Genomic DNA, 24,029 nt, shown 5'->3' with positions numbered 1-24,029 from the left:
TGGGTTCGAAAGGCCAGTAGATATCTTCAATAAGGAGAAACACCCCATGCGTAAGACATTAGCTATTTCCATGATGCTGGCCGCTGCTCTCGGTCTGGCTGCCTGCGACAAGAAATCCGAAGACAAAGCCCAAGACGCTGCTGCACATGCTGAGCAAGCTCAGCAAGATATGGCTAAAGCACAGGATAAAGTGAACGACGCTGCGAAAGAAAACGCCGAAGCTGCCAAAGCTCAGGCCGAATCGAACGAAGCGGCTGCAAAAGAAGCTGCACCTGCCGCACCTGCAGAACCTGCCAAGCAGTAATCGCAGGGTTTAAAGCTGTATTGCAGCAAAAAGAAAGCCCGCTGACCAAGCGGGCTTTTCTTTGTCCGGGATTTGCTGCCAGCGCTACGATGCGCCCTCTTTTACAGCGTCGACTGCCGGCATATCGGTCGGGGTGTACACCATCACCTGCAATACATCGGAATGGAACTCGCGGCGGTACAGCACCAACACCACCCCACTGCTCATCAACATGAACAACCAGGGGCTGACAAACCAGGCCAGCATGGTCATGCCGAAGTAATACGCACGCAGGCCAAAGTTGAACTGGTTGGCCGCCATCGAAATCACCCGCGCCGCCCGCAAGGCAAATGCATTGCGCTCCTGCTCCGACACATGTCGTTCACCAATCATCGGCGCCGAGCCCACCAGCACCGCCGCGAAGTTGTACTGACGCATGCACCAGCTGAAAGTAAAAAACGCATAGACAAATACCAGGGCCAGGCACAGCAACTTGACCTCCGACATGCCCTGGGACGCCTGCTGCACCATCGGAATATCTGCCAGCAACGACACCGCCCGCTCCGAAGCACCGAGCACGGTCAGGATACCCGCAAGGATGATCAAGGTACTGGAGGCAAAGAACGAGGCATTACGCTCCAGGTTGCCGATCACGCTGGCATCGGCGATGCGGTTATCGCGCAACAGCATGCGGCGCATCCAGTCTTCACGGTACAGGTGCAACACGCTGGCCAGGCAGGCCGTATCTCGAGCTTTCCAAGTGGCGTAACGGGTATAGCCGCCCCAGCACAGGATGAACCACAGGGCGGCAAGCAGGTGGACTTGATTGGTTTCGACGAACGACATGCGGGTCCTTCTAAATGTGAGCCCGGTGAGTTGTGCAACAAATATCAAAACCCCGGTCGTACTACCTGTCTTTTATGAGAATTCCTGTTTCCAGATATGCATGAGTTCGGCCTTGGAACCAATAGGACGCCTCCACTCACTTAGTTGGCCCCAAGGCACGAAGCCTTGATCATTTCTCAGGCGGAAGGAACTGCATATCTATCCTTAGGATGTTAAATGCGCTCAACGTCTCTCTCTGTCAGCCAAACACATGCGCCGCAAGCGATCCAGCTGTCCGTGGGCACAGCCTCTGAATCGACAACGCAACACCCGCCTTTATCGCATCACCCTCAGCCCAAGCCGTTGGGACTAGACCCGGATGATCGGATCAAAATCCAAGTAGCCGGCATAAAGCCAGTCGTTGCCAATGATACAGGGCCGAACGCAGTCGCCGCGCAATCCCAATTGATTGAGCAGCATCAGGCGTACAACCAGAAAATTATTGATTTACTCAGTCACCAGATGACATTCCAACGCTTTACCCAGGCTCAGTTGAAAAAAGCCTTTCCCCAGCTCACATCAATCGACCCGAACATTATCCACGTCAACACCTATCGAAAACAGCCGCCGGCAGAGCCCGTGCTGATTTCTACGCAAACCTTATCGGAGGCATTGCTCGAAAAAGTCGCGCAAGTCCACATAAACGCCGTCACTGGCACGCCCAACACTGAAGAGCACAGTGCCGACATACAAACGGGCTTTTACATTGACGGACCTGCGGGTGCTCCCCAAACCAGGTTGGAGCATCAGGGTTCCCTGCTGACGCTTGCACACGATATCGCAACCCGCTTTTCAGGCGCGCTCAGTAGCTACTGGAAAAGATCACCCGTAGGCTCCCCCAAGCAGCCATCACGTTCAGCCCAACTGCTCGCCCTGCATCGGCAAATGCTTTCCACCGAGGCAGCCCTGCGGGTTGAAGACGGAACCCTCAGCGAGGCTGGCAAAAAGTTGATCGACACAGCCTTTCAGTACCCCACCCTTGAAGCACGCGAGCGCGAACTTCCCGCAGGGGATCGGCCTGGGGTGTATCCGATCCGGATAGATGACAACTCCGCCAGCGGCGCATTTTTAGCCGGTTGTTTTCTTATCACTCGCAGCGACGGCTCGTCGGCCGATGCACCTTACACCGCAAGTGACACCCGTAATATCGGGCTGGATGACACCACCGGGCCTGTAGTGCTTTACACCCCCGGGGACGGTTTCGAGGAGTTCGCGAGCCCTGGCAAAGCCCGCGAAGCATTGATGCAGAGAATCGATAATGATGACGAGAAGGCCAACCTGCTACTCAAAAGTCTACCGGTGTCGGTAGAGCACAGTCGAAACCCTCCGTGGGGTGATGATTTAATGCTGGGATTCGCCCCTGTCTGCGGCGACGTCGTGGCACAAACCTTTCCCCAGTTGTTGCAGCGACAGGCTGACGAGGTCAATGAAACCATGCGGGCCGGGTTCGCCCAAGCGCAAGCCGAAGCTGGCTCCTCTCGCACACCGTCGTTGCTCTCTGCCCAAACTGTCGAAACCATCAATGATGCAGCGGATCTTTCACTGCATTTCGATGGCAGTAATGCCCTGCTCGCACGCAATGAACAACTGCACAACAAACTGCAACCACAATGGCTTAAAGAACTGACTCCCCAACAAGAAACGAGCTATAGGGAGCTGGAGGAAGCACAGGATACAAGCCTTACGCACTTGCAAGCGCTGTTGGTAAACATCCCGGCCCCCCACATTTTCGCCAAACAGTTGCTGGCCCAGGCGTTGAAAGCCAAGCTGCCGGGCCGCTACCAGCACGAGGAAATAGACCCAGACCGCGTGATGGTTCAGATGACCACACAGCAGTCGAGCAATCGCGGCCTTTTAGGTTCGGCAAACGCACCAAAGCCGCAGATTCACACTCGATCGCTGACCGACCTGGCTCTCATGAACACAACGCCATGGCATGAAAGCTCGCCGACGAGCACCTGGGCCGCTCGCGTCGTAAGTGCCAGCGGAAAATACCTGCTTACCCTGGATAAGCCGTTTCTCGAGGGCCTGATCAGCCAAACCGATGTGGGCGGCAAATACCTCAAACTACTGGATGACAAACTCAGCCCCACTGCCGCCTCCGACGAAGCCAGGGTGCTGCCCGACGCGTGGAAAAACCATCTGAAGGCAAAGATGGCCAAGGACGCGTTCATCACCAGCCTGGATCCCGATGCCTATCTGAACAGGCAAAAAATCGCCGAACAATGGATCGAAGCGACACTTGAGCATAGCGACTCCACCACCTGGCCAATCGTGAATGGTGCGTCCATCGTCTCGCATAGAGTGGTCCTGAACGGCAAACCCGTCCAGGGCATGATGGTCATCAAACCGACCAACCACCCCTCGCTGGTGCTGTACAGCCCGGATGCTCCCGACGGACGTCCTTTCAGAGAAATTGTGGACGAGGATCAACTTAACACGCTGCTGAACACGTCCGAGTGGATGTCCTACATGGATCAGCGGGTATCACCTGTTGATCGATATAATATTCACGACACCCTGTTTTTGCCTCAGCTCGGCACGTGGCTCAAGAAATTCGCGGCCGACCATGAAGCGGGCATCCGACTGAAGCCGTTCAAAGGTAGCATCACTGAAAACCTGTACATGCAGGAGGTGGGGTTACTCAGAGGGAGAGCGTCGGTTGGGATGACAACCAGCGCAGAGGTATCGGCCCGATCCGCAGCCAACAAATTAATGTTCGCCGCAGACATAGCCCAATTCGTTCTAAGCCTCATCCCGGTCAACGCTGGTATGTCAGCCACCAACAGGCTCTCCAAGGCTGCGCTAAGAACGTTGCGTACACCCGGACGAAGCCTGCCCAAGCTCCTCACCCAACCGGGACGCTGGGGGGCGGTGTACGACGATTTCGCCATGGCTGCGTCGGGTATCCCTTTACTCAAAAGGACCCCGTTGCGCCCAGTGTTCAGAACCCCTGGGCGCACGCTCCAACGGCGACTGACAAACACGGCAGGTACAAATGGTACGCCAAGCGGTCACGTCGTACCGGTTCCGGGTACGTCGATATCGGGCGGCCGCCCCTCAAGCATCCCGACCCAATTGCCGAACGCGGCCCACCCTGTACAGAACCGTGGGGACCTCGCCGCGCACGCACTGGATAATCAGCTACTGGCAGGAAAACCGCTCAGCACCACCAGGCCACAACAAGTCGGTGAAAAATGGTTGATCCGTTACACCGATAACTCAAACGTGAGTAGGGTCTATCAAATAAGCCCAGCGTTCAAATTCGAATCAGGATTTGTAAACGTTATAAACCCCGAAACAAAGCGTCGGGTGGCTACGCTTTTGAACAAAGGGAACGGCGAATGGGTGCTAACCGGTTTGCCGGGAGGCGCCAAACTACCCCAAACGCTAGACCCCCTACCGCAGTCTCATTCTGCCTCCTCGGCGGAAAACCTAGTGCCTGCAAGCAGCTCTTCCACCTCCGGCAGTTGGCGAATAGAGCCGCCCATTCGAAAACCACTCGCAGTGCTGGTCAATACCAGGGCTCGTGACCTGAACGCCGAGCTGCATCTGGCCGGAGCGGCATTGAACCCCCGAGCGGCCCGAGCGGAACTAGTTCGCATCACAAAGCCGGATGACCTGAAGGTTGTATTGAAACCCGACACAGTCAGCAAGTTCGTCTTCACTCAAGACAACCAACTGATCATCGGTACTATCGACAAAAGTGCACCGCCAAAATGGTTATCACATCCTGCCATCGCGGAAATCGGCGCTGGCAGTGGCCAATCAGAAAAGGTAGTCAGCGCAGGCTATATAAGGAAAGACGCCTTCGGGAAATTCCACCTTTCCGATGTCTCTGGACACTATCTACCCAAAAAAAGCGATTTAAGGCCCGCCCAGGAATATTTGAGGAACATGGGAGTGGATTCGACAAAGAGCAAGTTCCCGATACCCTGAAACAGGCAGCCTGGCTTGGCACTGCGTACAAAAAAAGCCCCGGATCATTTGATCCGGGGCTTTTTAATTGCAGCGTATAAGTCAGAGGTTTTAAGCGATCGCTTCGCTGCGCTTGCCCAGCATACGGTCAATCACCACGGCCACGACCAGCGTCATCACCGACGGCACCAGCCACGCCAAGCCTTGTTCGCTCAACGGCAGGTTTACCAGTTGCGTAGGCATCCAACCCGCCAGGCCCGCACCCTTGAGTGCGTCGATGCAGCCAAAGATGAACGACACCAGCATCACCGGGCCGACAATACGGCCCTGTTCCTGCCAGAACCCTTTGCAGAAGCTCAAGGCCACCAACACGATGCACGGCGGGTAGATCGCGGTCAGCACCGGGATCGAGAAGGCAATGAGTTTGGTCAAGCCCAGGTTGGACACAAACAGCGAGAACAGTGCCAGGATCACCACCAGGGTCTTGTAGGACAGCGGCAGGATCTTACTGAAGTACTCGGCGCAGGCACAGGTCAGGCCCACGGCGGTCACCAGGCATGCCAGGGAAATCAGCACGGCGAGGAAACCACTACCCAGGGAGCCGAACGTGTATTGCACATAGGCGTGCAGTACCGCCGCGCCATTGCTGGCACCTGCAGCCACGGCATGGCTGCCCGAACCCAGACGGAACAGGCTGACGTACACCAGTGCCAGGCCCACGCCGGCAATCAGCCCGGCAATGATCGCGTAACGGGTGATCAGCTTGGGTGACTCTACGCCACGGGAGCGAATAGCGTTGACGATCACAATGCCGAACACCAGGGCGCCCAGGGTATCCATGGTCAGGTAACCATTGATAAAGCCTTGGGAGAACGGCGCGGCAACGTATTCCGGCGTGGCAACCCCCACCTCACCGGCGGGCAAGGCAAACGCAGCGATACCGAGGATAGCCAGGGCGATGATCTTCAGCGGCGCCAGGAAACGACCCACGGTGTCCAGCAGTCGCCCTGGATACAGGGAGACAAAGAACACCACCAGGAAATACACCGAGCTGTAGAGGAACAGCGCCAACGGGCTTTCACCGGTCAAGGGCGCCAGGCCCACTTCAAACGATACTGTTGCGGTGCGTGGGGTCGCAAACAGCGGGCCCACTGCCAGGTAGGCCGCTGCCGCCAGCAGGCCACCGGCAATCTTGCCAATCGGGCTGCTCAGCGCGTCCATGCCACCACCGACCTTGGCCAGGGCGATCACGGTGACCACCGGCAAACCGACTGCGGTGATCAGAAAGCCCAGCGCCGCCATCCACACATGCGGCCCGGACTGCAAACCCACGATAGGCGGGAAGATGATGTTGCCGGCGCCCACGAACAGGGCAAAGGTCATAAAGCCCAGCGCCAGGATATCCTGGCTTTTCAACACTTTCATTTGAGGAAATACCACACTACTGAATCGGAATTTAGAGAGGGCTTCCCTATGGATGAGGGAAATGCTGCCAGCCCTTGTGGGGACCGACCGGTCTAGCGCGCAGCTTCCTTTTGGGACGCGGACGCATAAAGAGGCGGCTAGAGTACAGAATCAGGCTGACAAACGCACTGTTGCGGGGCGAACTGTCCGATAAGCGACATTTCAATGTCGCGTTTTCATACTTAATTGGGCAACACAGAACCCTGTGGGAGCTGGCTTGCCTGCGATGGCATCGACTCGGTTTGGCTGATGCACCCAGTTGTCTGTATCGCAGGCAAGCCAGCTCCCACATTGAACCGAGCACATTCGTCAATCTGGCTATATCCAGAATGCACAAAGGCCACCCGAAGGTGGCCTTTGTGTGGTGAAGCGTCAGCTAAGCGCGAGGCTTACTTGACAGCCCAACCGGTCAGCTCGGCCAGGGCCTTGCCGATGTCTGCCAGCGAACGCACGGTTTTAACGCCTGCGTCTTGCAGTGCAGCGAATTTCTCGTCTGCAGTGCCTTTGCCGCCAGAGATGATTGCGCCAGCATGGCCCATGCGCTTGCCCGCAGGGGCAGTCACACCAGCGATGTAGGAAACAACCGGCTTGGTCACGTGTGCCTTGATGTAGGCAGCCGCTTCTTCTTCAGCCGAACCGCCGATCTCACCGATCATCACGATCGCTTCGGTCTTCGGGTCTTCCTGGAACAGCTTCAGGATGTCGATGAAGTTGGAGCCTGGGATCGGGTCACCGCCGATGCCGACGCAAGTCGACTGACCGAAACCGGCGTCAGTGGTCTGCTTCACAGCTTCGTAGGTCAGGGTGCCGGAACGGGAAACGATACCGACTTTACCTGGCAAGTGAATGTGACCTGGCATGATGCCGATCTTGCATTCGCCTGGGGTGATCACGCCTGGGCAGTTAGGGCCGATCAGGACTACGCCCAGCTCGTCGCACTTAACTTTAGCGTCCAGCATGTCCAGGGTAGGAATGCCTTCGGTGATGCAGACGATCAGCTTGATGCCGCCGAACGCCGCTTCCAGGATCGAGTCCTTGCAGAAAGGAGCTGGAACGTAGATCACGCTGGCAGTGGCGCCAGTGGCTTCTACTGCTTCTTTCACAGTGTTGAACACGGGCAGGCCCAGGTGCTCGGTGCCGCCTTTGCCTGGTGTTACGCCGCCAACCATCTGGGTGCCGTATTCGATGGCTTGCTGGGTGTGGAAACTACCTTGCGAACCGGTAATACCCTGGCAGATAACTTTGGTGTCTTTATTGATCAGGACGCTCATTACTTGCCCTCCGCAGCTTTGACAACTTGTTGAGCAGCGTCGGTCAGGCTGGTAGCCGCGATGATGTTCAAACCGCTTTCTGCCAGTACTTTAGCGCCCAGTTCAGCGTTGTTACCTTCAAGGCGAACAACAACCGGGATTTTAACGCCGACTTCTTTCACTGCACCGATGATGCCTTCGGCAATCATGTCGCAACGAACGATGCCGCCGAAGATGTTGACCAGTACTGCGGCGACATTGGAGTCGGACAGGATGATCTTGAACGCTTCGGTAACGCGTTCCTTGGTAGCGCCACCACCTACGTCGAGGAAGTTGGCTGGCTTGCCGCCATGCAGGTTGACGATGTCCATGGTACCCATGGCCAGGCCGGCACCGTTGACCATGCAGCCGATGTTACCTTCCAGGGCTACGTAGTTCAGTTCGAACTTGGCAGCGTGCGCTTCGCGCGGATCGTCTTGCGACGGATCGTGGAAAGTCTTCAGCTTAGGCTGACGGTACATGGCGTTGGCGTCGATGTTGATCTTGGCATCGAGGCAGTGCAGATCGCCGTCAGCCTTGATCACCAGCGGGTTCACTTCCAGCAGGGCCAGATCGTGATCCTGGAACAGTTTGGCCAGACCTACGAAGATCTTGGCGAACTGGGCAACTTGCTTGCCTTCCAGGCCCAGCTGGAAAGCCAGCTCGCGACCCTGGAATGGCTGAGCGCCAACCAGTGGATCGATAGTGGCCTTCAGAATTTTTTCTGGGGTTTCGTGAGCGATTTTCTCGATGTCCACGCCACCTTCGGTGGAAGCCATGAACACGATGCGACGGCTCGAACGGTCAACGACAGCGCCCAGGTACAGCTCTTTAGCGATATCAGTGCACGATTCAACCAGGATCTTGGTGACTGGTTGGCCATTGGCATCAGTCTGGTAAGTCACCAGACGCTTGCCCAGCCACTGCTGTGCGAAGGCCTTGGCGTCTTCTTTGCTGCGAACCAGCTTGACGCCGCCCGCTTTACCGCGACCACCGGCGTGGACCTGGGCTTTGACAACCCACTCGCTGCCGCCGATTTTGTCGCAAGCTTCTGCTGCTGCTTCCGGGGTGTCTACTGCGTAGCCCTTGGAAACTGGCAGGCCGTATTCAGCGAACAGCTGCTTACCCTGATACTCGTGAAGATTCATGCTTTTTACCGTCTTCGTTAGGTACTGCGCATTCGGCGCTGCGCTCATTATGAGTGCCGCGCCACCTGTGACTGCTGCTTGCGCAACTTGCGGGGCTTATGGCCCGTAAAGCTGCGCAAGGCTGCGTCCAGCGGATATTCCGCGGTGAGTCTTGCGCGCAAGGCTCACGACGGGCAACTCCGCCGTGGTTTCTTATTATCTCGCTTAGCGCTTCTTGCGGTTGGCGATGTGGATGGCGCCGCCATTCACTGCCAACGCTGCTTCGTGCAACGCTTCGGACAGGGTCGGATGGGAGAAGACCATCATGCCCAAGTCCTCGGCACTGGTGCCGAATTCCATGCCGATCGCGCCTTGCTGAACCAATTCTGCAGCGCTTGGGCCAATCACGTGGACGCCCAAAACGCGGTCAGTCTTGGCATCAGCGATGACTTTGACAAAACCACCGGTGTCGTTGGCTGCCATGGCACGGCCAGAAGCGGCAAACGGGAAGGTGCCGACGTTAACTTCAACGCCTTCAGCTTTCAACTGCTGTTCGTTCTTGCCGACCCATGCAATTTCCGGGTGGGTGTAGATAACCGATGGGATCAGGTCGTAGTTCATCTGGGTCTTGTGACCCTTGATGCGCTCGACAACCATGATGCCTTCTTCGGAAGCCTTGTGGGCCAGCATCATGCCACGAACCACGTCGCCAATGGCATAGACGCCAGGCACGGTGGTAGCGCAATGATCGTCAACGTGGATGAAGCCACGCTCGTCGATGTTCACGCCGCTGTCGGAAGCCAACAGGTCATTGGTCACTGGGCGGCGACCAACGGCAACGATCAGCTTGTCGAAGGTGATGGTCTGCTCGCCGTCTTTATCGGTGTAGGTCACCACGACTTCGTCGCCGTTGACCTTGGAACCGGTAACACGGGCGCCAAGCTTGATGTCCAGACCTTGTTTGGTCAGGGTTTTCAGCGCTTCCTTGGAGACTGCAGTGTCAGCCGCCAGCAGGAACGTGTCCAGGGCTTCCAGCACGGTGACTTCAGCGCCCAGACGGGACCATACCGAGCCCAGCTCCAGACCGATGACGCCAGCGCCGATCACGCCCAGGCGCTTAGGTACAGCCTGGAATTCCAGGGCGCCGGTCGAATCAACGATCACGTTGTTATCAACAGGTGCAGGTGGAATGTCGATTGGACGCGAACCTGGCGCCAGGATCACGTTTTCGGCTTCGATGACTTCAACCGAACCGTCTGGCTTGGTGACTTCAACTTTCTTGCCGGCCAGCAGCTTGCCGTGGCCTTGAATCGAAGTAACGCCGTTGGCCTTGAACAAGGTGGCAACGCCGGAAGTCAGGCCTTTGACGATGTTGGCTTTACGGCCGACCATTGCTGGTACGTCCATGGTCACGCCAGCATGGTTGATGCCGTGGATCGCGAAGCCGTCTTGGGCTTCATGGAATTTCCAGGAGCTGTCCAGCAGCGCCTTGGACGGAATGCAACCCACGTTCAGGCAAGTACCGCCCAACGCCAGTTTGCCTTCCTTGTCGGTGTACTTTTCGATGCAAGCAGTGGAGAGGCCCAGTTGCGCAGCCTTGATGGCGGCAACATAGCCGCCAGGGCCTGCACCAATCACTACAACGTCAAATTTCTGTGTCATGAAAATAGATCCTCTATTTGCGACAAGCTTCTAGCCACACGTTGCAAGCCAAGCTGCTTTTTCCTACAGCTTGTAGCTCGCAACGTGCGACTGCTTCTATCAGATGTCCAGGAGCAGGCGAGCCGGGTCTTCCAGCAGGTTCTTGATGGTCACCAGGAACGTCACGGCTTCTTTACCGTCGATCAGGCGGTGATCGTAAGACAGTGCCAGGTACATCATTGGGCGGATCACGACTTGGCCGTTGATGGCCATCGGACGCTGGATGATGTTGTGCATGCCCAGGATCGCGGCTTGCGGTGGGTTGACGATCGGCGTCGACATCATCGAACCGAAGGTACCACCGTTGGTGATGGTGAAGGTACCGCCGGTCATCTCGTCGATGGTCAGCTTGCCGTCACGGGCTTTCTTGCCGAAGCCAGCGATGCCGCCTTCGATTTCGGCCAGGCTCATCAGCTCGGCGTTACGCAGGACTGGAACCACCAGGCCACGGTCGCTGGAGACGGCAACGCCGATATCTGCGTAGCCGTGGTAAACGATGTCGCCGCCGTCGATGGAAGCGTTGACTGCCGGGAAGCGCTTCAGCGCTTCGGTGGCCGCTTTCACGAAGAACGACATGAAGCCCAGGCGCACGCCGTTGTGGGACTTCTCGAACAGGTCCTTGTACTTAGAACGCAGGGCCATGACTTCGGTCATGTCGACTTCGTTGAAGGTGGTCAGCATCGCCATGTTCGACTGAGCTTCAACCAGGCGCTTGGCCACGGTGGCACGTACGCGAGTCATCGGTACGCGCTTCTCGGTGCGGTCGCCAGCGGCAAACACAGGCGCAGCGGCAGCAGGAGTTGCAGCCTTGGCAGGTGCGGCAGCCGGAGCGTTCTTCTTGGCTTCAACTGCGGCAACCACGTCTTCCTTGGTCACACGGCCATCTTTGCCGGTGCCCTTGATGGAAGCCAGGTTGATGCCGTTTTCTTCAGCCAGTTGACGCGCAGCCGGGGCAGCGATTGGATCTTCGCCACCGGCTGCCGGTGCAGCGGCAGGCGCCGAAGCAGCCGTTGCAGCAGCGGCAGGAGCAGGCGCTGCAGCAGCGCTGCCCTCTTCGATCGAGCCCAACACCTGGTTCGACAGAACGGTAGCGCCCTCTTCCGCAACGATCGCGCCCAGCACGCCGTCAGCTTCGGCCAATACTTCCAGAACGACTTTGTCGGTCTCGATGTCGACGATCAGGTCGTCACGCTTGACGGCCTCGCCTGGTTTCTTGTGCCAGGTGGCAACGGTGCCATCGGCAACCGATTCCGGGAATGACGGGGCTTTGATTTCGATAGCCATTATCTGTAGGTCCTTAAAATTCGGTTTCAGTCAGCGCGAAGGCGTTAAACAGTGAAAGCATCTTGCAGCAGTTTTTCCTGCTGCTCGGCGTGCATCGACGCATAACCACAGGCAGGTGCAGCAGAAGCATCACGACCGGCGTACTCAAGGACCAAGGCCTTGTTGTGGTTGCCGATGCTGCGACGCAGATGATGCTGGCTGCTGTACCAGGCGCCCTGGTTCATCGGTTCTTCCTGACACCACACCACGTTCGTGAGGTTGGTGTAAGGCGCGATGATCTCCATGAGGTCATCTTCCGGGAACGGATAAAGCTGCTCGATACGCACGATGGCGATGTCTTCGCGGCCTTCGGCACGGCGTTTTTCCAGCAGATCGTAGTAGACCTTGCCGCTGCACAGGATCAGGCGAGTGACCTTGGCGGCGTCCAGCGTATCGATCTCTGGAATCACGGTCTGGAACGAACCTTGGGCCAGATCTTCCAGGGTCGAAACGGCCAGTTTGTGACGCAACAGCGACTTCGGCGTCAGCACCACCAGCGGCTTGCGCAGCGGACGGATCACCTGGCGGCGCAGCAAGTGGTAGATCTGGGCCGGGGTCGTCGGCACGCACACCTGAATGTTGTGCTCGGCGCACAGTTGCAGGTAACGCTCCAGACGGGCCGAGGAGTGCTCCGGGCCCTGACCTTCATAACCGTGTGGCAGCAGCATGGTCAGACCGCACAGACGGCCCCACTTGTGCTCGCCGCTGGTGATGAACTGGTCGATAACCACCTGGGCACCGTTGGCGAAGTCGCCGAACTGGGCTTCCCAGATCACCAGCGCGTTCGGCGTGGTGGTCGAGTAACCGTATTCGAACGCCAGTACGGCTTCTTCGGACAGGAACGAATCGTACAGGTCGAAACGTGGCTGGCCTTCGTACAGGTTCTGCAACGGGATGTAGGTGCCCGCGTCTTTCTGGTTGTGCAATACAGCATGACGGTGCGAGAACGTACCGCGGCCGATATCCTGGCCGGTCATGCGGATCGGGTGACCTTCGAACGCCAGGGTCGCGTACGCCATGGTTTCGGCGTAACCCCAGTTGATCGGCAGGCCACCGGCTTGCATCTTCTGACGGTCTTCGTAGATCTTCGCAACCTGGCGCTGTACGACGAAGCCTTCGGGAATTTCCAACAGCTTGGCGGACAGTTCCTGCAACGTCTTCAAATCGAACGAGGTATCGTGACGGGCAGTCCAGGTGTGGCCCAGGTATGGGCGCCAGTCAACGAACAGCTCTTTGTTCGGCTCCTTGACCAGGCTTTTCACTACATGCAGGCCGTTGTCCAGCGCGTTGCGGTATTCGTCGACTTTCGCCTGAACACGCGCATCGTCAACCACGCCGGCCTTGGTCAGGCTTTCGGCGTACAGCTCACGGGTGGTGCGCTGCTTGGTGATCTGCTGGTACATCAACGGCTGGGTGCCGCTTGGCTCGTCCGCTTCGTTGTGACCGCGACGGCGGTAGCAAACCAGGTCGATGACCACGTCACGCTTGAACTGCATGCGGTAGTCGACAGCCAGTTGAGTCACGAACAGCACGGCTTCCGGATCATCGCCATTCACATGGAGGATCGGCGCCTGAATCATCTTGGCAACGTCGGTGGCGTACTCGGTGGAGCGCGCATCCAACGGGTTGCTGATGGTGAAGCCCACTTGGTTGTTGATGACGATGTGAACGGTACCGCCGGTCTTGAAGCCGCGAGTCTGCGACATCTGGAACGTTTCCAGGACCACGCCTTGACCGGCGAATGCCGCGTCACCGTGGATGGAAATCGGCAGAACCTTCTCACCGGTAGAATCGTTACGACGATCCTGGCGTGCACGTACCGAACCCTCGACCACTGGCGAAACGATTTCCAGGTGGGAGGGGTTGAATGCCATGGCCAGGTGAACTTCACCGCCGGTGGTCATCACGTTGGACGAGAAGCCCTGGTGGTATTTAACGTCACCGGAACCCAACTCGACCTTCTTCTTGCCTTCGAACTCGTCGAACAGCTCACGCGGGTTCTTGCCGAAGGTGTTGACCAACACGTTCAGGCGACCACGGTGAGCCATGCCGATCACGATTTCCTTGGTGCCATAGGAACCGGAACGCTGGATCAGCTCGTCGAGCATCGGAATCAGGCTTTCGCCGCCTTCCAGGCCGAAACGCTTGGTGCCTGGGTATTTGGTGCCCAGGTATTTCTCGAGGCCTTCGGCCGCGGTCACACGCTCCAGCAGGTGGCCGCGCACATCGGCGGACAATACCGGACGGCCACGCACGCCTTCCAGGCGGTGCTGGAACCACTGGCGCTGCTCGGAATCGGTTATGTGCGTGAATTCAGCGCCGATGGTGCGGCAATATGTCTGCTGCAACGCTTCGTGAATTTCGCGTAGGCTCGCTTCCTCTTTGCCGATGAACAGGTCGCCGGCACGGAAGGTCGTATCAAGATCGGCATTGGTCAAGCCGTAATGATTGATCGACAGGTCTGCAGGTGCAGGACGCTGCCACAGCCCCAGCGGGTCAAGCTGGGCTGCCTGGTGGCCACGCATACGGTAGGCCTGGATCAGTCGCAGTACTTCAACTTGCTTCTTCTCGTGCTCACTGCTCACGCTGCCGGCGGAAACCGGTTGGGCGCGGCGCTGGTTCTTTGCCAGCAGCACGAACTGATCGCGAATTGTTGCGTGCGATACATCGGTGGCAGCGTTGCCGTCTGAAGACAACGTCTGAAATTTGGTGCGCCATTCTTCTGGCACAGCGTTAGGGTCGTGCAGGTAGAGCTCATAAAGCTCTTCCACATAGGCAGCGTTACCACCTGAAAGATAGCCGCTGTTCCACATGCGCTGCATCACGCTTTCTTGCATGCTTGGTCACCCTCGATTTGGGGACACCACCGGCGAAAACACCGAGTCTGCTTGCAAAAGGCCAAGTGCAGCGACCAAAACAAGCCACTTAGGATCACGCTGATAGTTCGGGTACCAACCCGAATGCCCCTGCTTGTCTCATTTCTTCAAAATAAGAGCCGCGGCTTTGTAAGTCGCTGCTCAAGTTAAAACTACGGCGCCGGTTGAAGCCTGCGCCGTAGCATTTACGGGCACAACGGTCCTGCTTTTACTACAACGTCAGTTACACGCCGCTCTGCAGCAGCATGTTACGGATGTGACCAATGGCCTTAGTCGGGTTCAGGCCTTTAGGACATACGTTGACGCAGTTCATGATCCCGCGGCAGCGGAATACGCTGAACGGGTCATCCAGCGAAGCCAGACGCTCGGACGTCTTGGTGTCGCGGCTGTCTGCCAGGAAGCGGTAGGCTTGCAGCAGCGCAGCTGGACCCAGGAACTTGTCCGGGTTCCACCAGAAGGACGGGCAGGATGTCGAGCAGCAAGCGCACAGGATGCACTCGTACAGGCCATCGAGCTTTTCACGCTCTTCCGGGGACTGCAGACGCTCGATGGCCGGAGCCGGCGTGTCGTTCTGCAGGAACGGCTTAACTTTCTCGTATTGCTTGTAGAAGATGCTCATATCGACGACCAGGTCACGGATAACCGGCAAACCTGGCAGCGGACGAACGATCAGCTTGTTGCCTTTGACCACGGCGGACAGCGGCGTGATGCACGCCAGGCCGTTTTTGCCGTTGATGTTCATGCCGTCGGAACCGCACACACCTTCACGGCAAGAGCGACGATAGGAGAAACCCTCGTCCTGCTCTTTGATCAGTGCCAGTACATCCAGCACCATCAGGTCTTTACCACCGGTATCGACCTGGAATTCCTGCATGAACGGCGCAGCGTCCTGATCAGGGTTGTAGCGATAAACACTGACTTTCAACATGGCAGCCACCCTTAGTAAGTCCGAATCTTCGGTTCAAACGTCGGTACCGTCTTCGGCGAGAAGTTCACGGCACGCTTGGTTACGCGCTTGTCACCCGGGAAGTACAGGGTGTGGCACAACCAGTTTTCGTCGTCGCGATCTTCGAAGTCTTCACGAGCGTGAGCGCCACGGGATTCTTTACGAACCTCGGCGGCGATCGCCGTCGCTTCAGCCACTTCCAGCAGGTTTTGCAGCTCAAGGGCTTCGATACGAGCGGTGTTGAACGCCTGGCTCTTATCGTTGATCTTGACGTTGGCGATGCGCTTGCGCAGGTCGGCCAGCTGGGCGATGCCCTTCTGCATGTATTCGCCAGTACGGAACACACCGAAGTAGTTCTGCATGCAGCTTTGCAGCTCGCGACGCAGGGTTGCTACGTCTTCGCCATCAGTGCGCTCGTTCAGAGCGTTCAGACGCGCCAGGGCAGCTTCGATGTTGGCGTCGGTGGCGTCATCGTATTCGATGCCGTCAGTCAGCGCTTTTTCCAGGTGCAGGCCGGCCGCGCGACCGAATACCACCAGGTCAAGCAGCGAGTTGCCGCCCAGGCGGTTGGCACCGTGAACCGATACGCAAGCCACTTCGCCTACCGCGAACAGACCATGGATGATCTCGTCTTCGCCTTCGGCGTTCTGGGTGATTGCCTGGCCGTGAATGTTGGTCGGCACGCCGCCCATCATATAGTGGCAAGTTGGAACCACCGGAACCGGAGCAACTACCGGGTCAACGTGGGCAAAGGTCTTGGACAGCTCGCAGATACCAGGCAGGCGGCTGTGCAGCACTTCTTCGCCCAGGTGATCGAGCTTGAGCAGTACGTGGTCGCCATTCGGGCCACAGCCGTTACCGGCGATGATTTCTTTAACCATCGAACGGGCCACAACGTCACGACCCGCCAAGTCTTTGGCGTTCGGAGCATAACGCTCCATGAAACGCTCGCCGTGCTTGTTGATCAGGTAACCACCTTCACCACGGCAACCTTCGGTCACCAGTACACCGGCGCCGGCGATGCCGGTCGGGTGGAACTGCCACATTTCGATGTCTTGTACCGGTACGCCAGCACGCAGAGCCATGCCGACGCCGTCACCGGTGTTGATCAGGGCATTGGTGGTCGACGCGTAGATACGACCTGCACCACCGGTCGCCAGCACAGTAGCCTTGGCGCGGATGTAGGTGGTTTCACCGGTTTCGATGCAGATGGCGATCACACCGACGAACTCGCCTTGTGCGTTCTTGACCAGGTCAACCGCATAGTACTCGTTCAGGAACGTGGTACCGGCTTTCAGGTTGCCTTGGTAAAGGGTATGCAGCAGCGCGTGACCAGTACGGTCGGACGCAGCGCAGGTACGGGCAGCCTGGCCGCCTTTACCGTAATCCTTGGACTGGCCACCGAATGGACGCTGGTAGATACGGCCTTGTTCGGTACGGGAGAACGGCAGACCCATGTGGTCCAGCTCGAACACCGCGGCCGGGCCTTCCTGACACATGTATTCGATAGCGTCCTGGTCACCGATGTAGTCGGAACCCTTGACGGTATCGTACATGTGCCAGCGCCAGTCATCGTTCGGGTCGGCAGAGGCGATGGCGCAGGTGATGCCACCCTGGGCCGATACGGTGTGCGAGCGCGTCGGGAACACCTTGGTGATCACGGCAGTCTTGTGACCGCCCTGAGCCAGCTGCAGCGCAGCGCGCATGCCAGCACCGCCGCCACCAATAATGATGGCATCGAATGAAATAGTTGGAATGTTAGCCATGAATCAGATACCCCAAAGAATCTGCACACCCCAGACGAAGTAAGCGAACATCGCAACGCCGCATACTGCCTGGAAGAGGAAACGTACTGCAGTCGCGGACTTGCCCAGCGCCATCGGCGTCAGGTAGTCAGTCGCGATGGTCCACATGCCAACCCAGGCGTGAGCGCCCAGGGCTACAAGGGCCAGCAGACTGAAGATTCGCATCGCATTGTGGGAAAACAGGCCGTGCCATTGCTCATAGCCGATGCCCGGGTTTGCGACGAGGTATCCGATCAGGAAAATGAAATAAGCCGCGAGAACGACCGCAGACACACGCTGTGCCATCCAGTCATAGAGGCCCGAACGCGACAGATTCGTTACGCTGGTTACCATATCCAAACTCCTGCCAGAACGATCAGCACCACGGAAATGGCGACGATGATTTTCGAGCCCAGGCGGCCGCCTTCCAGCGTCTCACCGATGCCCATGTCCATGATCAAGTGGCGCACACCGGCTACCAGGTGATACAGAAGAGAGGACAGGAGGCCCCATGCTACGAACTTGGCCAGCGGGCTGGTCAAGCATGCCTTCACCTCGGCGTATCCTTCCTCGGAACCCAGGGATTTGCTCAATGCATAAAGCATGATGCCCAAGCCCAGGAACAGGATGATGCCGGAAACACGGTGCAGGAACGACGTAACGCCGGTGATGGGGAGTTTGATGGTCCTTAGGTCTAGGTTTACAGGTCGTTGGCTATTCACGGCTTTTTTTCACACTGAAGAGCCCCTAACAATCAGGGCAAAGTTGTTGGGGAGTGCGACTGGTCAGGTAAGCACCACCCAGGGAGTGCGACCCCCAATGAAAGCAAGCCCAAAAGCCCTTGGCGGTCGGTGGCCGAGTATAGACAGTTAGGTTACTAATGACAACGCGCACACCTCACCCTAATAGCTGATTGCGCTGGCGGGATAAAAGGCGTAAATGGCAGTCAATTTCGACGAAAAAGTACGGTTAAAGCCTTCTGGCGCAAGACTTTAGGCAAATTGACATCTGGATTTATATCAATATAGTGGTGCGGGCCCTGCGTGGGGGGTCTGTCTGATGATTTGAAGCATAAATAGGAGGCCACATGGCTGACAAAAAAGCGCAGTTGATCATCGAGGGCGCAGCCCCCGTCGAGCTGCCCATTTTAACCGGCACCGTTGGTCCCGATGTTATCGACGTACGGGGCCTGACGGCCACGGGCCGTTTTACTTTCGACCCAGGCTTCATGTCGACCGCTTCCTGCGAGTCGAAGATCACCTATATCGATGGTGACAATGGCATTCTGCTTCATCGCGGCTACCCGATCGAGCAACTGGCTGAAAAGTCGGACTACCTGGAAACCTGCTACCTGCTGCTAAATGGCGAATTGCCAACAGCCGAGCAGAAAGCCCAGTTCGTCAGCACCGTGAAGAACCACACCATGGTTCACGAGCAGTTGAAGACCTTCTTCAACGGCTTCCGTCGCGACGCCCACCCGATGGCCGTCATGTGCGGTGTAGTAGGCGCCCTGTCGGCCTTCTATCACGACTCCCTGGACATCAATAACCCGCAGCATCGCGAAATTTCCGCGATCCGCCTGGTTGCCAAGATGCCTACCCTGGCCGCAATGGTTTACAAGTACTCCATGGGCCAACCCATGATGTACCCGCGCAACGACCTGACGTACGCGGAAAACTTCTTGCACATGATGTTCAACACCCCGTGCGAGATCAAACCGATCAGCCCGGTGCTCGCCAAGGCCATGGACCGGATCTTCATCCTCCACGCCGACCACGAGCAGAACGCTTCCACCTCTACCGTGCGCCTGGCGGGCTCTTCGGGTGCCAACCCGTTCGCCTGTATTGCCGCCGGTATCGCCGCACTGTGGGGCCCTGCCCACGGCGGTGCGAACGAAGCCGTATTGACCATGCTCGATGAAATCGGCGATGTGTCCAACATCGACACCTTCATCGCCAAGGCCAAGGACAAGAACGATCCGTTCAAGCTGATGGGCTTCGGTCACCGGGTCTACAAGAACCGCGACCCGCGCGCTACCGTCATGAAGCAGACCTGCGACGAAGTGTTGAAGGAACTGGGCATCAAGAACGATCCGCAACTCGAACTGGCCATGCGCCTGGAAGAGATCGCCCTGACCGACCCGTACTTCATCGAACGCTCGCTGTACCCGAACGTCGACTTCTACTCGGGGATCATCCTCAAGGCGATCGGCATTCCAACCAGCATGTTCACCGTGATCTTCGCCCTGGCGCGGACCGTGGGCTGGATCTCTCACTGGAAGGAAATGCTCTCCAGCCCGTACAAGATTGGCCGCCCGCGCCAGCTGTACACCGGCTACGAGTCGCGTGACATCACCAAGCTGGAAGACCGCAAGTAAGCACTTAACGGCTTGTTTGTCATGAGAACGGCCTCCCTTAGTGGAGGCCGTTTTTGTTGGTGTGGCCTGACCTACCGTCATCGCAGGCAAGCCAGCTCCCACATTGGACCGCATTCCAACAAAAGGACACGGCCCAGTGTGGGAGCCGGGTTCGCCCGCGATGAGCATAGGTATCTACATAACTCTGTTAGCTCAACGGTAACCACGATGCGAAGCGAGCCGCTCTTGATCTTGATCTGCTTTTGATCTTAGGCGCCCCGTTAAACCACGCTGGCCGGAATTCGACAGGGATTTGGGGGGTAAACCGGCAGGGATGCCGGTTTAGCCGCCCCGCGCCATGGATGGCGCGTGGCGGCGGCCCCCCAAATCACTGGCGGATTACGGGCACACCGAGCCTAAGCGAGGTGCCGAGTGGTGGGGCAAGAGCGCTTTGCTTACTTTCGCGCTTTTCGAAAGTGAGCCGCCGTCAGGGCGGAACCCTAAGTGGCCGTTACCGCAGGAATGGATATGTACACGGTCCAACTGTGTTGACTGTCAGGCCGTCTTCGCAGGCAAGCCAGCTCCCACATTGGATCGCAGGGCATCAGTTATATCTGTGTCGGCTGCCAGGCCGTCACGGGAGCAAGCTCCCTCGCCACAGATTTAGCGTCGTGCCGAAGTTGTGTAGATACCTATGCCGCGATGAGGCCAGCCCAGGCAAAAAAATACCCCGGCCTTGCGACCGGGGTATCTCTTATGCAACTGACGACTTAGTGATTAACCGCCCCGCTCGCCCCCAGGCCAGTCTGCGAACGCACAAACTGTGGGAAGTACAGCGCACGCTCTTTCTCTGCCGCCGCCGATTTGTCGGTGATGGAGAAGAACCAGATGCCGATGAACGCAATGATCATCGAGAACAGCGCCGGGTACTCGTACGGGAAGATCGCCTTTTCATGGTGCAGGATCGAAACCCAGATGGTCGGGCCGAGGATCATCAGGCCCACGGCACTGATCAAGCCCAACCAGCCGCCAATCATGGCGCCACGGGTGGTGAGGTTTTTCCAGTACATGGAAAGCAGCAGCACCGGGAAGTTACAGCTGGCGGCAATCGAGAACGCCAGGCCGACCATGAACGCGATGTTCTGGCTTTCGAACAGGATACCCAAACCAATCGCCAGCACAGCCAGGGCGATGGTGGTGATCTTCGATACGCGGATTTCATCCTTCTCGTTGGCCTTGCCTTTCTTGATCACGCTGGCATACAGGTCATGGGACACCGCCGAAGCACCCGCCAGGGTCAGGCCCGCAACCACCGCCAGGATGGTGGCAAACGCCACGGCCGAGATGAAGCCCAGGAAGATACTGCCACCCACCGCGTTGGCCAGGTGCACCGCCGCCATGTTATTGCCACCGAGCAAGGCGCCTGCTGCATCCTTGAACGCCGGGTTGGTGCTGACCAGCAGGATCGCGCCGAAGCCGATGATGAAGGTCAGGATATAGAAGTAGCCGATGAAGCCGGTTGCGTACAGCACGCTCTTACGCGCTTCCTTGGCGTCGCTTACCGTGAAGAAGCGCATCAGGATGTGCGGCAGGCCGGCGGTACCGAACATCAGTGCCAGGCCCAGCGAGAACGCCGAGATCGGGTCTTTCACCAGGCCGCCGGGGCTCATGATCGCCTCACCTTTAGGGTGAACCTTGATCGCCTCGGAGAACAGCATGTTGAAGTCGAAGTTGACGTGCTTCATCACCATCAGCGCCATGAACGAGGCACCGGACAGCAACAGTACCGCCTTGATGATCTGCACCCAGGTGGTCGCCAACATGCCGCCGAACAGCACGTACAGGCACATCAGGATCCCCACAAGGATCACCGCCACATGGTAATCAAGGCCAAAGAGCAGCTGGATCAGCTTGCCCGCGCCAACCATCTGCGCGATCAGGTAGAACGCCACCACCACCAGCGAGCCACACGCCGACAGGCTGCGGATCTGGGTTTGCCCCAGGCGATAGGACGCCACGTCGGCAAAGGTGTATTTGCCCAGGTTACGCAAGCGCTCGGCGATCAGGAACAGAATGATCGGCCAGCCCACAAGGAAGCCGATCGAGTAGATCAAGCCGTCGTAGCCGGAGGTGAACACCAACGCGGAAATCCCCAGGAAGGACGCCGCCGACATGTAGTCACCGGCAATCGCCAGACCGTTTTGGAAACCGGTGATCTTGCCGCCGGCCGCATAGTAGTCGGCCGCCGACTTGTTGCGCTTGGATGCCCAGTAGGTGATGCACAACGTCGCGCCGACAAAGGCCACGAACATCAGAATCGCTGCAATATTCAGCGGTTGTTTATGCACTTCACCCGTCAATGCATCTGCCGCCCAAACGGCGGGCGCAACGACTGAAGCGCCGAATACAGCCAATAGACGACGGATCATTGCGCAGCCTCCTTGAGAATCGCATTGTTCAGGTCGTCGAATTCGCCGTTGGCGCGTCGCACATAGATGCCGGTAAGGATGAAGGCCGAGACAATCAGCCCGACCCCGATAGGGATACCCCAGGTAATGGATGAACCGGGGCTGAGCTTGGCCCCCAGTACTTGCGGCCCGTAGGCAATCAACAGGATGAAACCGGAGTAAAGCCCGAGCATGATCGCCGAGAGAATCCAGGCGAACCTTTCCCTTTTCCTGACCAGCTCCTTGAAACGCGGGCTGTTTTGAATCGAGAGGTAAATGCTGTCGTTCATTGTTTTTATCCTCGCAGCACAGCTTTTTATTATTTTGGAACGTATCCACTGTATGCGGCTGCGCAATGGGTTCCAGACGACCTTAGTAGTAGATCGAGCTTAGCGAGGATTTGTAAAAAGTGTAGGAGCGAGCTTGCTCGCGAAAAACGTCAACGATAACGCGTTCATTCTGGATGATCGCGGTGCCTGTGCGTTCTTCGCGAGCAAGCTCGCTCCTACAATTGGGGCGGGGTTATTTAGCAGTCCATTCGGCGACGCGCTCGGGGTGCTTGGCTACCCAGTCCTTGGCCGCTGCGTCCGGCTTGGCGCCTTCTTGAATCGCCAGCATGACTTCACCGATTTCATCCTTGGAGGCCCACTGGAATTTCTTCAGGAAGGCTGCGACTTCCGGCGCTTTCTTCTCCAGGCCCTTGCTGCCGATGCTGTTGACGGTTTCAGCAGCACCATAAATCCCTTTTGGGTCGTCCAGGAAACGCAGTTTCCACTTGGCGAACATCCAGTGCGGTACCCAACCGGTGACCGCAATCGACTCCTGCTTGTCTTCGGCGCGGGTCAGTTCGGCAATCATCGCCGCACCCGAGCTGGCTTGCAGTTTGTAGTCCAGGCCATATTGCTTGATAGCTTCGTCGGTCTTGAGCATTACGCCTGAACCGGCGTCGATGCCGACGATCTTGTTCTTGAAGGTGGTGTCGGTCTTGAGGTCTTCGATGGACTTGGCCTTGACGTATTCCGGCACGATCAGGCCGATCTTGGCATCCTTGAAGTTGGGGCCGTAGTCGACCACCTTGTCCTTGTTCTTGGTCCAGTATTCACCGTGGGTCACCGGTAGCCAGGCGGAAAGCATGGCATCGAGTTTGCCGGTGGCGACGCCCTGCCACATGATCCCGGTGGCAACCGCTTGCAGTTTTACGTCGTAGCCGAGCTTTTGCTTGATCACCTCTGCCGCCACATGAGTAGTGGCCACGCTGTCGGACCAGCCGTCCACGTAACCGATGCTCAGGGTCTTGCTGTCGGCACTGGCCAGTGTGGAGCCCATCGCAACTACCAGAGTGGCAACTGCGCCCAAGAGTCGTCGCATCTTCATAGTACTTCCCCGAAAGTGCTGCGCCCGACGGATGCCGAGCGACGTCAAACTGTTGTTATAGGGTGCACCGCGCCCCCTTCACGCGCATCGATCCGGTTGCTGAGGCATCAGTGGAGTACTGACAGTTTTATCTTCAACCTGCGTAGGCATTTGCCCTGCTCTGTCAGCGACCTTGGTTGAGCAGGAAACGACATCACATCGCCAGCAGGATGCTTTGTAGGCGTTATCGCCAGAATCCCGCCCGAAGTTTGCATGT

The 24,029-nt window shown here is 57.6% G+C and carries 17 protein-coding genes; 3 read left to right on the top strand and 14 right to left on the bottom strand.

Going from position 1 to position 24,029, the window contains the following annotated elements; genetic code table 11:
* Positions 1-46 precede the first annotated feature (46 nt).
* Complete coding sequence (locus CLM72_RS09700) at positions 47-304, top strand: hypothetical protein (RefSeq protein ID WP_034127196.1); 258 nt, start codon at positions 47-49, stop codon at positions 302-304.
* An 84-nt stretch (positions 305-388) separates the two neighbouring features.
* On the opposite strand, the gene CLM72_RS09695 is transcribed toward CLM72_RS09700, so the two are convergent.
* Positions 389-1,129: a DUF599 domain-containing protein gene (locus tag CLM72_RS09695; RefSeq protein ID WP_034127195.1), complete on the bottom strand. Its 741-nt coding sequence runs from the start codon at positions 1,127-1,129 to the stop codon at positions 389-391.
* 216 nt (positions 1,130-1,345) lie between these two features.
* On the opposite strand from CLM72_RS09695, the gene CLM72_RS09690 reads away from it, so the two are divergent.
* Positions 1,346-5,107: a dermonecrotic toxin domain-containing protein gene (locus CLM72_RS09690; protein WP_105226291.1), complete on the top strand. Its 3,762-nt coding sequence runs from the start codon at positions 1,346-1,348 to the stop codon at positions 5,105-5,107.
* Positions 5,108-5,197: 90 nt separating this feature from the next.
* Here CLM72_RS09690 and brnQ read toward each other — a convergent pair whose 3' ends face one another.
* The 10 genes from brnQ to sdhC form a co-directional block, all read right to left on the bottom strand.
* Entirely contained in the window at positions 5,198-6,511 is a 1,314-nt protein-coding gene (gene brnQ, locus CLM72_RS09685) for a branched-chain amino acid transport system II carrier protein (protein WP_003190014.1), read from the bottom strand.
* Positions 6,512-6,939: 428 nt separating this feature from the next.
* On the bottom strand, positions 6,940-7,821 hold the full coding sequence (gene sucD, locus CLM72_RS09680) for a succinate--CoA ligase subunit alpha (RefSeq protein WP_003190013.1): 882 nt from the start codon (positions 7,819-7,821) through the stop codon (positions 6,940-6,942).
* Positions 7,821-8,987 carry an ADP-forming succinate--CoA ligase subunit beta gene (gene sucC / locus CLM72_RS09675; protein ID WP_003190011.1) on the bottom strand — a complete coding sequence of 389 codons (1,167 nt, stop codon included), beginning with the start codon at positions 8,985-8,987 and terminating at the stop codon, positions 7,821-7,823. The genes sucD and sucC overlap by 1 nt, the downstream gene beginning before the upstream one ends.
* Positions 8,988-9,191: 204 nt before the next feature.
* Complete coding sequence (lpdA, locus tag CLM72_RS09670; RefSeq protein ID WP_105226290.1) at positions 9,192-10,628, bottom strand: dihydrolipoyl dehydrogenase; 1,437 nt, start codon at positions 10,626-10,628, stop codon at positions 9,192-9,194.
* 99 nt (positions 10,629-10,727) lie between these two features.
* A complete protein-coding gene (odhB, locus tag CLM72_RS09665; RefSeq protein WP_105226289.1) occupies positions 10,728-11,951 on the bottom strand; it encodes a 2-oxoglutarate dehydrogenase complex dihydrolipoyllysine-residue succinyltransferase in 1,224 nt (407 codons plus the stop codon).
* 44 nt (positions 11,952-11,995) lie between these two features.
* The gene (locus tag CLM72_RS09660) at positions 11,996-14,827 is read right to left on the bottom strand and encodes a 2-oxoglutarate dehydrogenase E1 component (protein WP_014717731.1); all 2,832 of its coding nucleotides are present in this window, start codon (positions 14,825-14,827) and stop codon (positions 11,996-11,998) included.
* A 262-nt stretch (positions 14,828-15,089) separates the two neighbouring features.
* Complete coding sequence (locus CLM72_RS09655) at positions 15,090-15,794, bottom strand: succinate dehydrogenase iron-sulfur subunit (protein ID WP_003172807.1); 705 nt, start codon at positions 15,792-15,794, stop codon at positions 15,090-15,092.
* Between the two features lie 11 nt (positions 15,795-15,805).
* Positions 15,806-17,578, bottom strand: a complete 1,773-nt coding sequence (gene sdhA / locus CLM72_RS09650; protein WP_010211741.1) for a succinate dehydrogenase flavoprotein subunit — start codon at positions 17,576-17,578, stop codon at positions 15,806-15,808.
* 3 nt (positions 17,579-17,581) lie between these two features.
* Positions 17,582-17,950 (bottom strand): succinate dehydrogenase, hydrophobic membrane anchor protein, encoded by a 369-nt coding sequence (sdhD, locus tag CLM72_RS09645; RefSeq protein ID WP_003172805.1) that lies wholly within the window; start codon positions 17,948-17,950, stop codon positions 17,582-17,584.
* Complete coding sequence (gene sdhC / locus CLM72_RS09640; protein ID WP_014717729.1) at positions 17,944-18,318, bottom strand: succinate dehydrogenase, cytochrome b556 subunit; 375 nt, start codon at positions 18,316-18,318, stop codon at positions 17,944-17,946. Before sdhC ends, sdhD begins: the two co-directional genes overlap by 7 nt.
* Before the next feature lie 365 nt (positions 18,319-18,683).
* Here sdhC and gltA point away from each other — a divergent pair, with 365 nt between their 5' ends.
* The gene (gene gltA, locus CLM72_RS09635) at positions 18,684-19,973 is read left to right on the top strand and encodes a citrate synthase (RefSeq protein WP_014717728.1); all 1,290 of its coding nucleotides are present in this window, start codon (positions 18,684-18,686) and stop codon (positions 19,971-19,973) included.
* Positions 19,974-20,722: 749 nt separating this feature from the next.
* On the opposite strand, the gene CLM72_RS09625 is transcribed toward gltA, so the two are convergent.
* The 3 genes from CLM72_RS09625 to CLM72_RS09615 all read right to left on the bottom strand — a co-directional run bounded on the left by CLM72_RS09625 (position 20,723) and on the right by CLM72_RS09615 (position 23,773).
* Complete coding sequence (locus CLM72_RS09625) at positions 20,723-22,381, bottom strand: cation acetate symporter (protein WP_105226287.1); 1,659 nt, start codon at positions 22,379-22,381, stop codon at positions 20,723-20,725.
* Positions 22,378-22,689: a DUF485 domain-containing protein gene (locus CLM72_RS09620; RefSeq protein ID WP_057014105.1), complete on the bottom strand. Its 312-nt coding sequence runs from the start codon at positions 22,687-22,689 to the stop codon at positions 22,378-22,380. The genes CLM72_RS09625 and CLM72_RS09620 overlap by 4 nt, the downstream gene beginning before the upstream one ends.
* A gap of 232 nt (positions 22,690-22,921) precedes the next feature.
* Entirely contained in the window at positions 22,922-23,773 is an 852-nt protein-coding gene (locus CLM72_RS09615) for a glycine betaine ABC transporter substrate-binding protein (protein WP_105226286.1), read from the bottom strand.
* Positions 23,774-24,029 lie beyond the last annotated feature (256 nt).

It is taken from the genome of Pseudomonas sp. MYb193 (genome assembly GCF_002966775.1).
Lineage (GTDB): Bacteria > Pseudomonadota > Gammaproteobacteria > Pseudomonadales > Pseudomonadaceae > Aquipseudomonas > Aquipseudomonas paracarnis.
The sequence above is the reverse complement of the archived record's forward strand: the minus strand, read 5'-3'. Positions and strand labels throughout refer to the sequence as shown.

What these genes read in the sequence shown, in the direction of transcription:
- sucC (WP_003190011.1), bottom strand. Translation starts at nt 8,987, where the DNA reads ATGAATCTTCACGAGTATCAGGGTAAGCAGCTGTTCGCTGAATACGGC.
- lpdA (WP_105226290.1), bottom strand. Translation starts at nt 10,628, where the DNA reads ATGACACAGAAATTTGACGTTGTAGTGATTGGTGCAGGCCCTGGCGGC.
- sdhD (WP_003172805.1), bottom strand. Translation starts at nt 17,950, where the DNA reads ATGGTAACCAGCGTAACGAATCTGTCGCGTTCGGGCCTCTATGACTGG.
- CLM72_RS09620 (WP_057014105.1), bottom strand. Translation starts at nt 22,689, where the DNA reads ATGAACGACAGCATTTACCTCTCGATTCAAAACAGCCCGCGTTTCAAG.
- CLM72_RS09660 (WP_014717731.1), bottom strand. Translation starts at nt 14,827, where the DNA reads ATGCAAGAAAGCGTGATGCAGCGCATGTGGAACAGCGGCTATCTTTCA.
- sdhA (WP_010211741.1), bottom strand. Translation starts at nt 17,578, where the DNA reads ATGGCTAACATTCCAACTATTTCATTCGATGCCATCATTATTGGTGGC.
- CLM72_RS09655 (WP_003172807.1), bottom strand. Translation starts at nt 15,794, where the DNA reads ATGTTGAAAGTCAGTGTTTATCGCTACAACCCTGATCAGGACGCTGCG.
- CLM72_RS09700 (WP_034127196.1), top strand. Translation starts at nt 47, where the DNA reads ATGCGTAAGACATTAGCTATTTCCATGATGCTGGCCGCTGCTCTCGGT.
- CLM72_RS09625 (WP_105226287.1), bottom strand. Translation starts at nt 22,381, where the DNA reads ATGATCCGTCGTCTATTGGCTGTATTCGGCGCTTCAGTCGTTGCGCCC.
- CLM72_RS09695 (WP_034127195.1), bottom strand. Translation starts at nt 1,129, where the DNA reads ATGTCGTTCGTCGAAACCAATCAAGTCCACCTGCTTGCCGCCCTGTGG.
- CLM72_RS09615 (WP_105226286.1), bottom strand. Translation starts at nt 23,773, where the DNA reads ATGAAGATGCGACGACTCTTGGGCGCAGTTGCCACTCTGGTAGTTGCG.
- CLM72_RS09690 (WP_105226291.1), top strand. Translation starts at nt 1,346, where the DNA reads ATGCGCTCAACGTCTCTCTCTGTCAGCCAAACACATGCGCCGCAAGCG.
- odhB (WP_105226289.1), bottom strand. Translation starts at nt 11,951, where the DNA reads ATGGCTATCGAAATCAAAGCCCCGTCATTCCCGGAATCGGTTGCCGAT.
- gltA (WP_014717728.1), top strand. Translation starts at nt 18,684, where the DNA reads ATGGCTGACAAAAAAGCGCAGTTGATCATCGAGGGCGCAGCCCCCGTC.
- sucD (WP_003190013.1), bottom strand. Translation starts at nt 7,821, where the DNA reads ATGAGCGTCCTGATCAATAAAGACACCAAAGTTATCTGCCAGGGTATT.
- brnQ (WP_003190014.1), bottom strand. Translation starts at nt 6,511, where the DNA reads ATGAAAGTGTTGAAAAGCCAGGATATCCTGGCGCTGGGCTTTATGACC.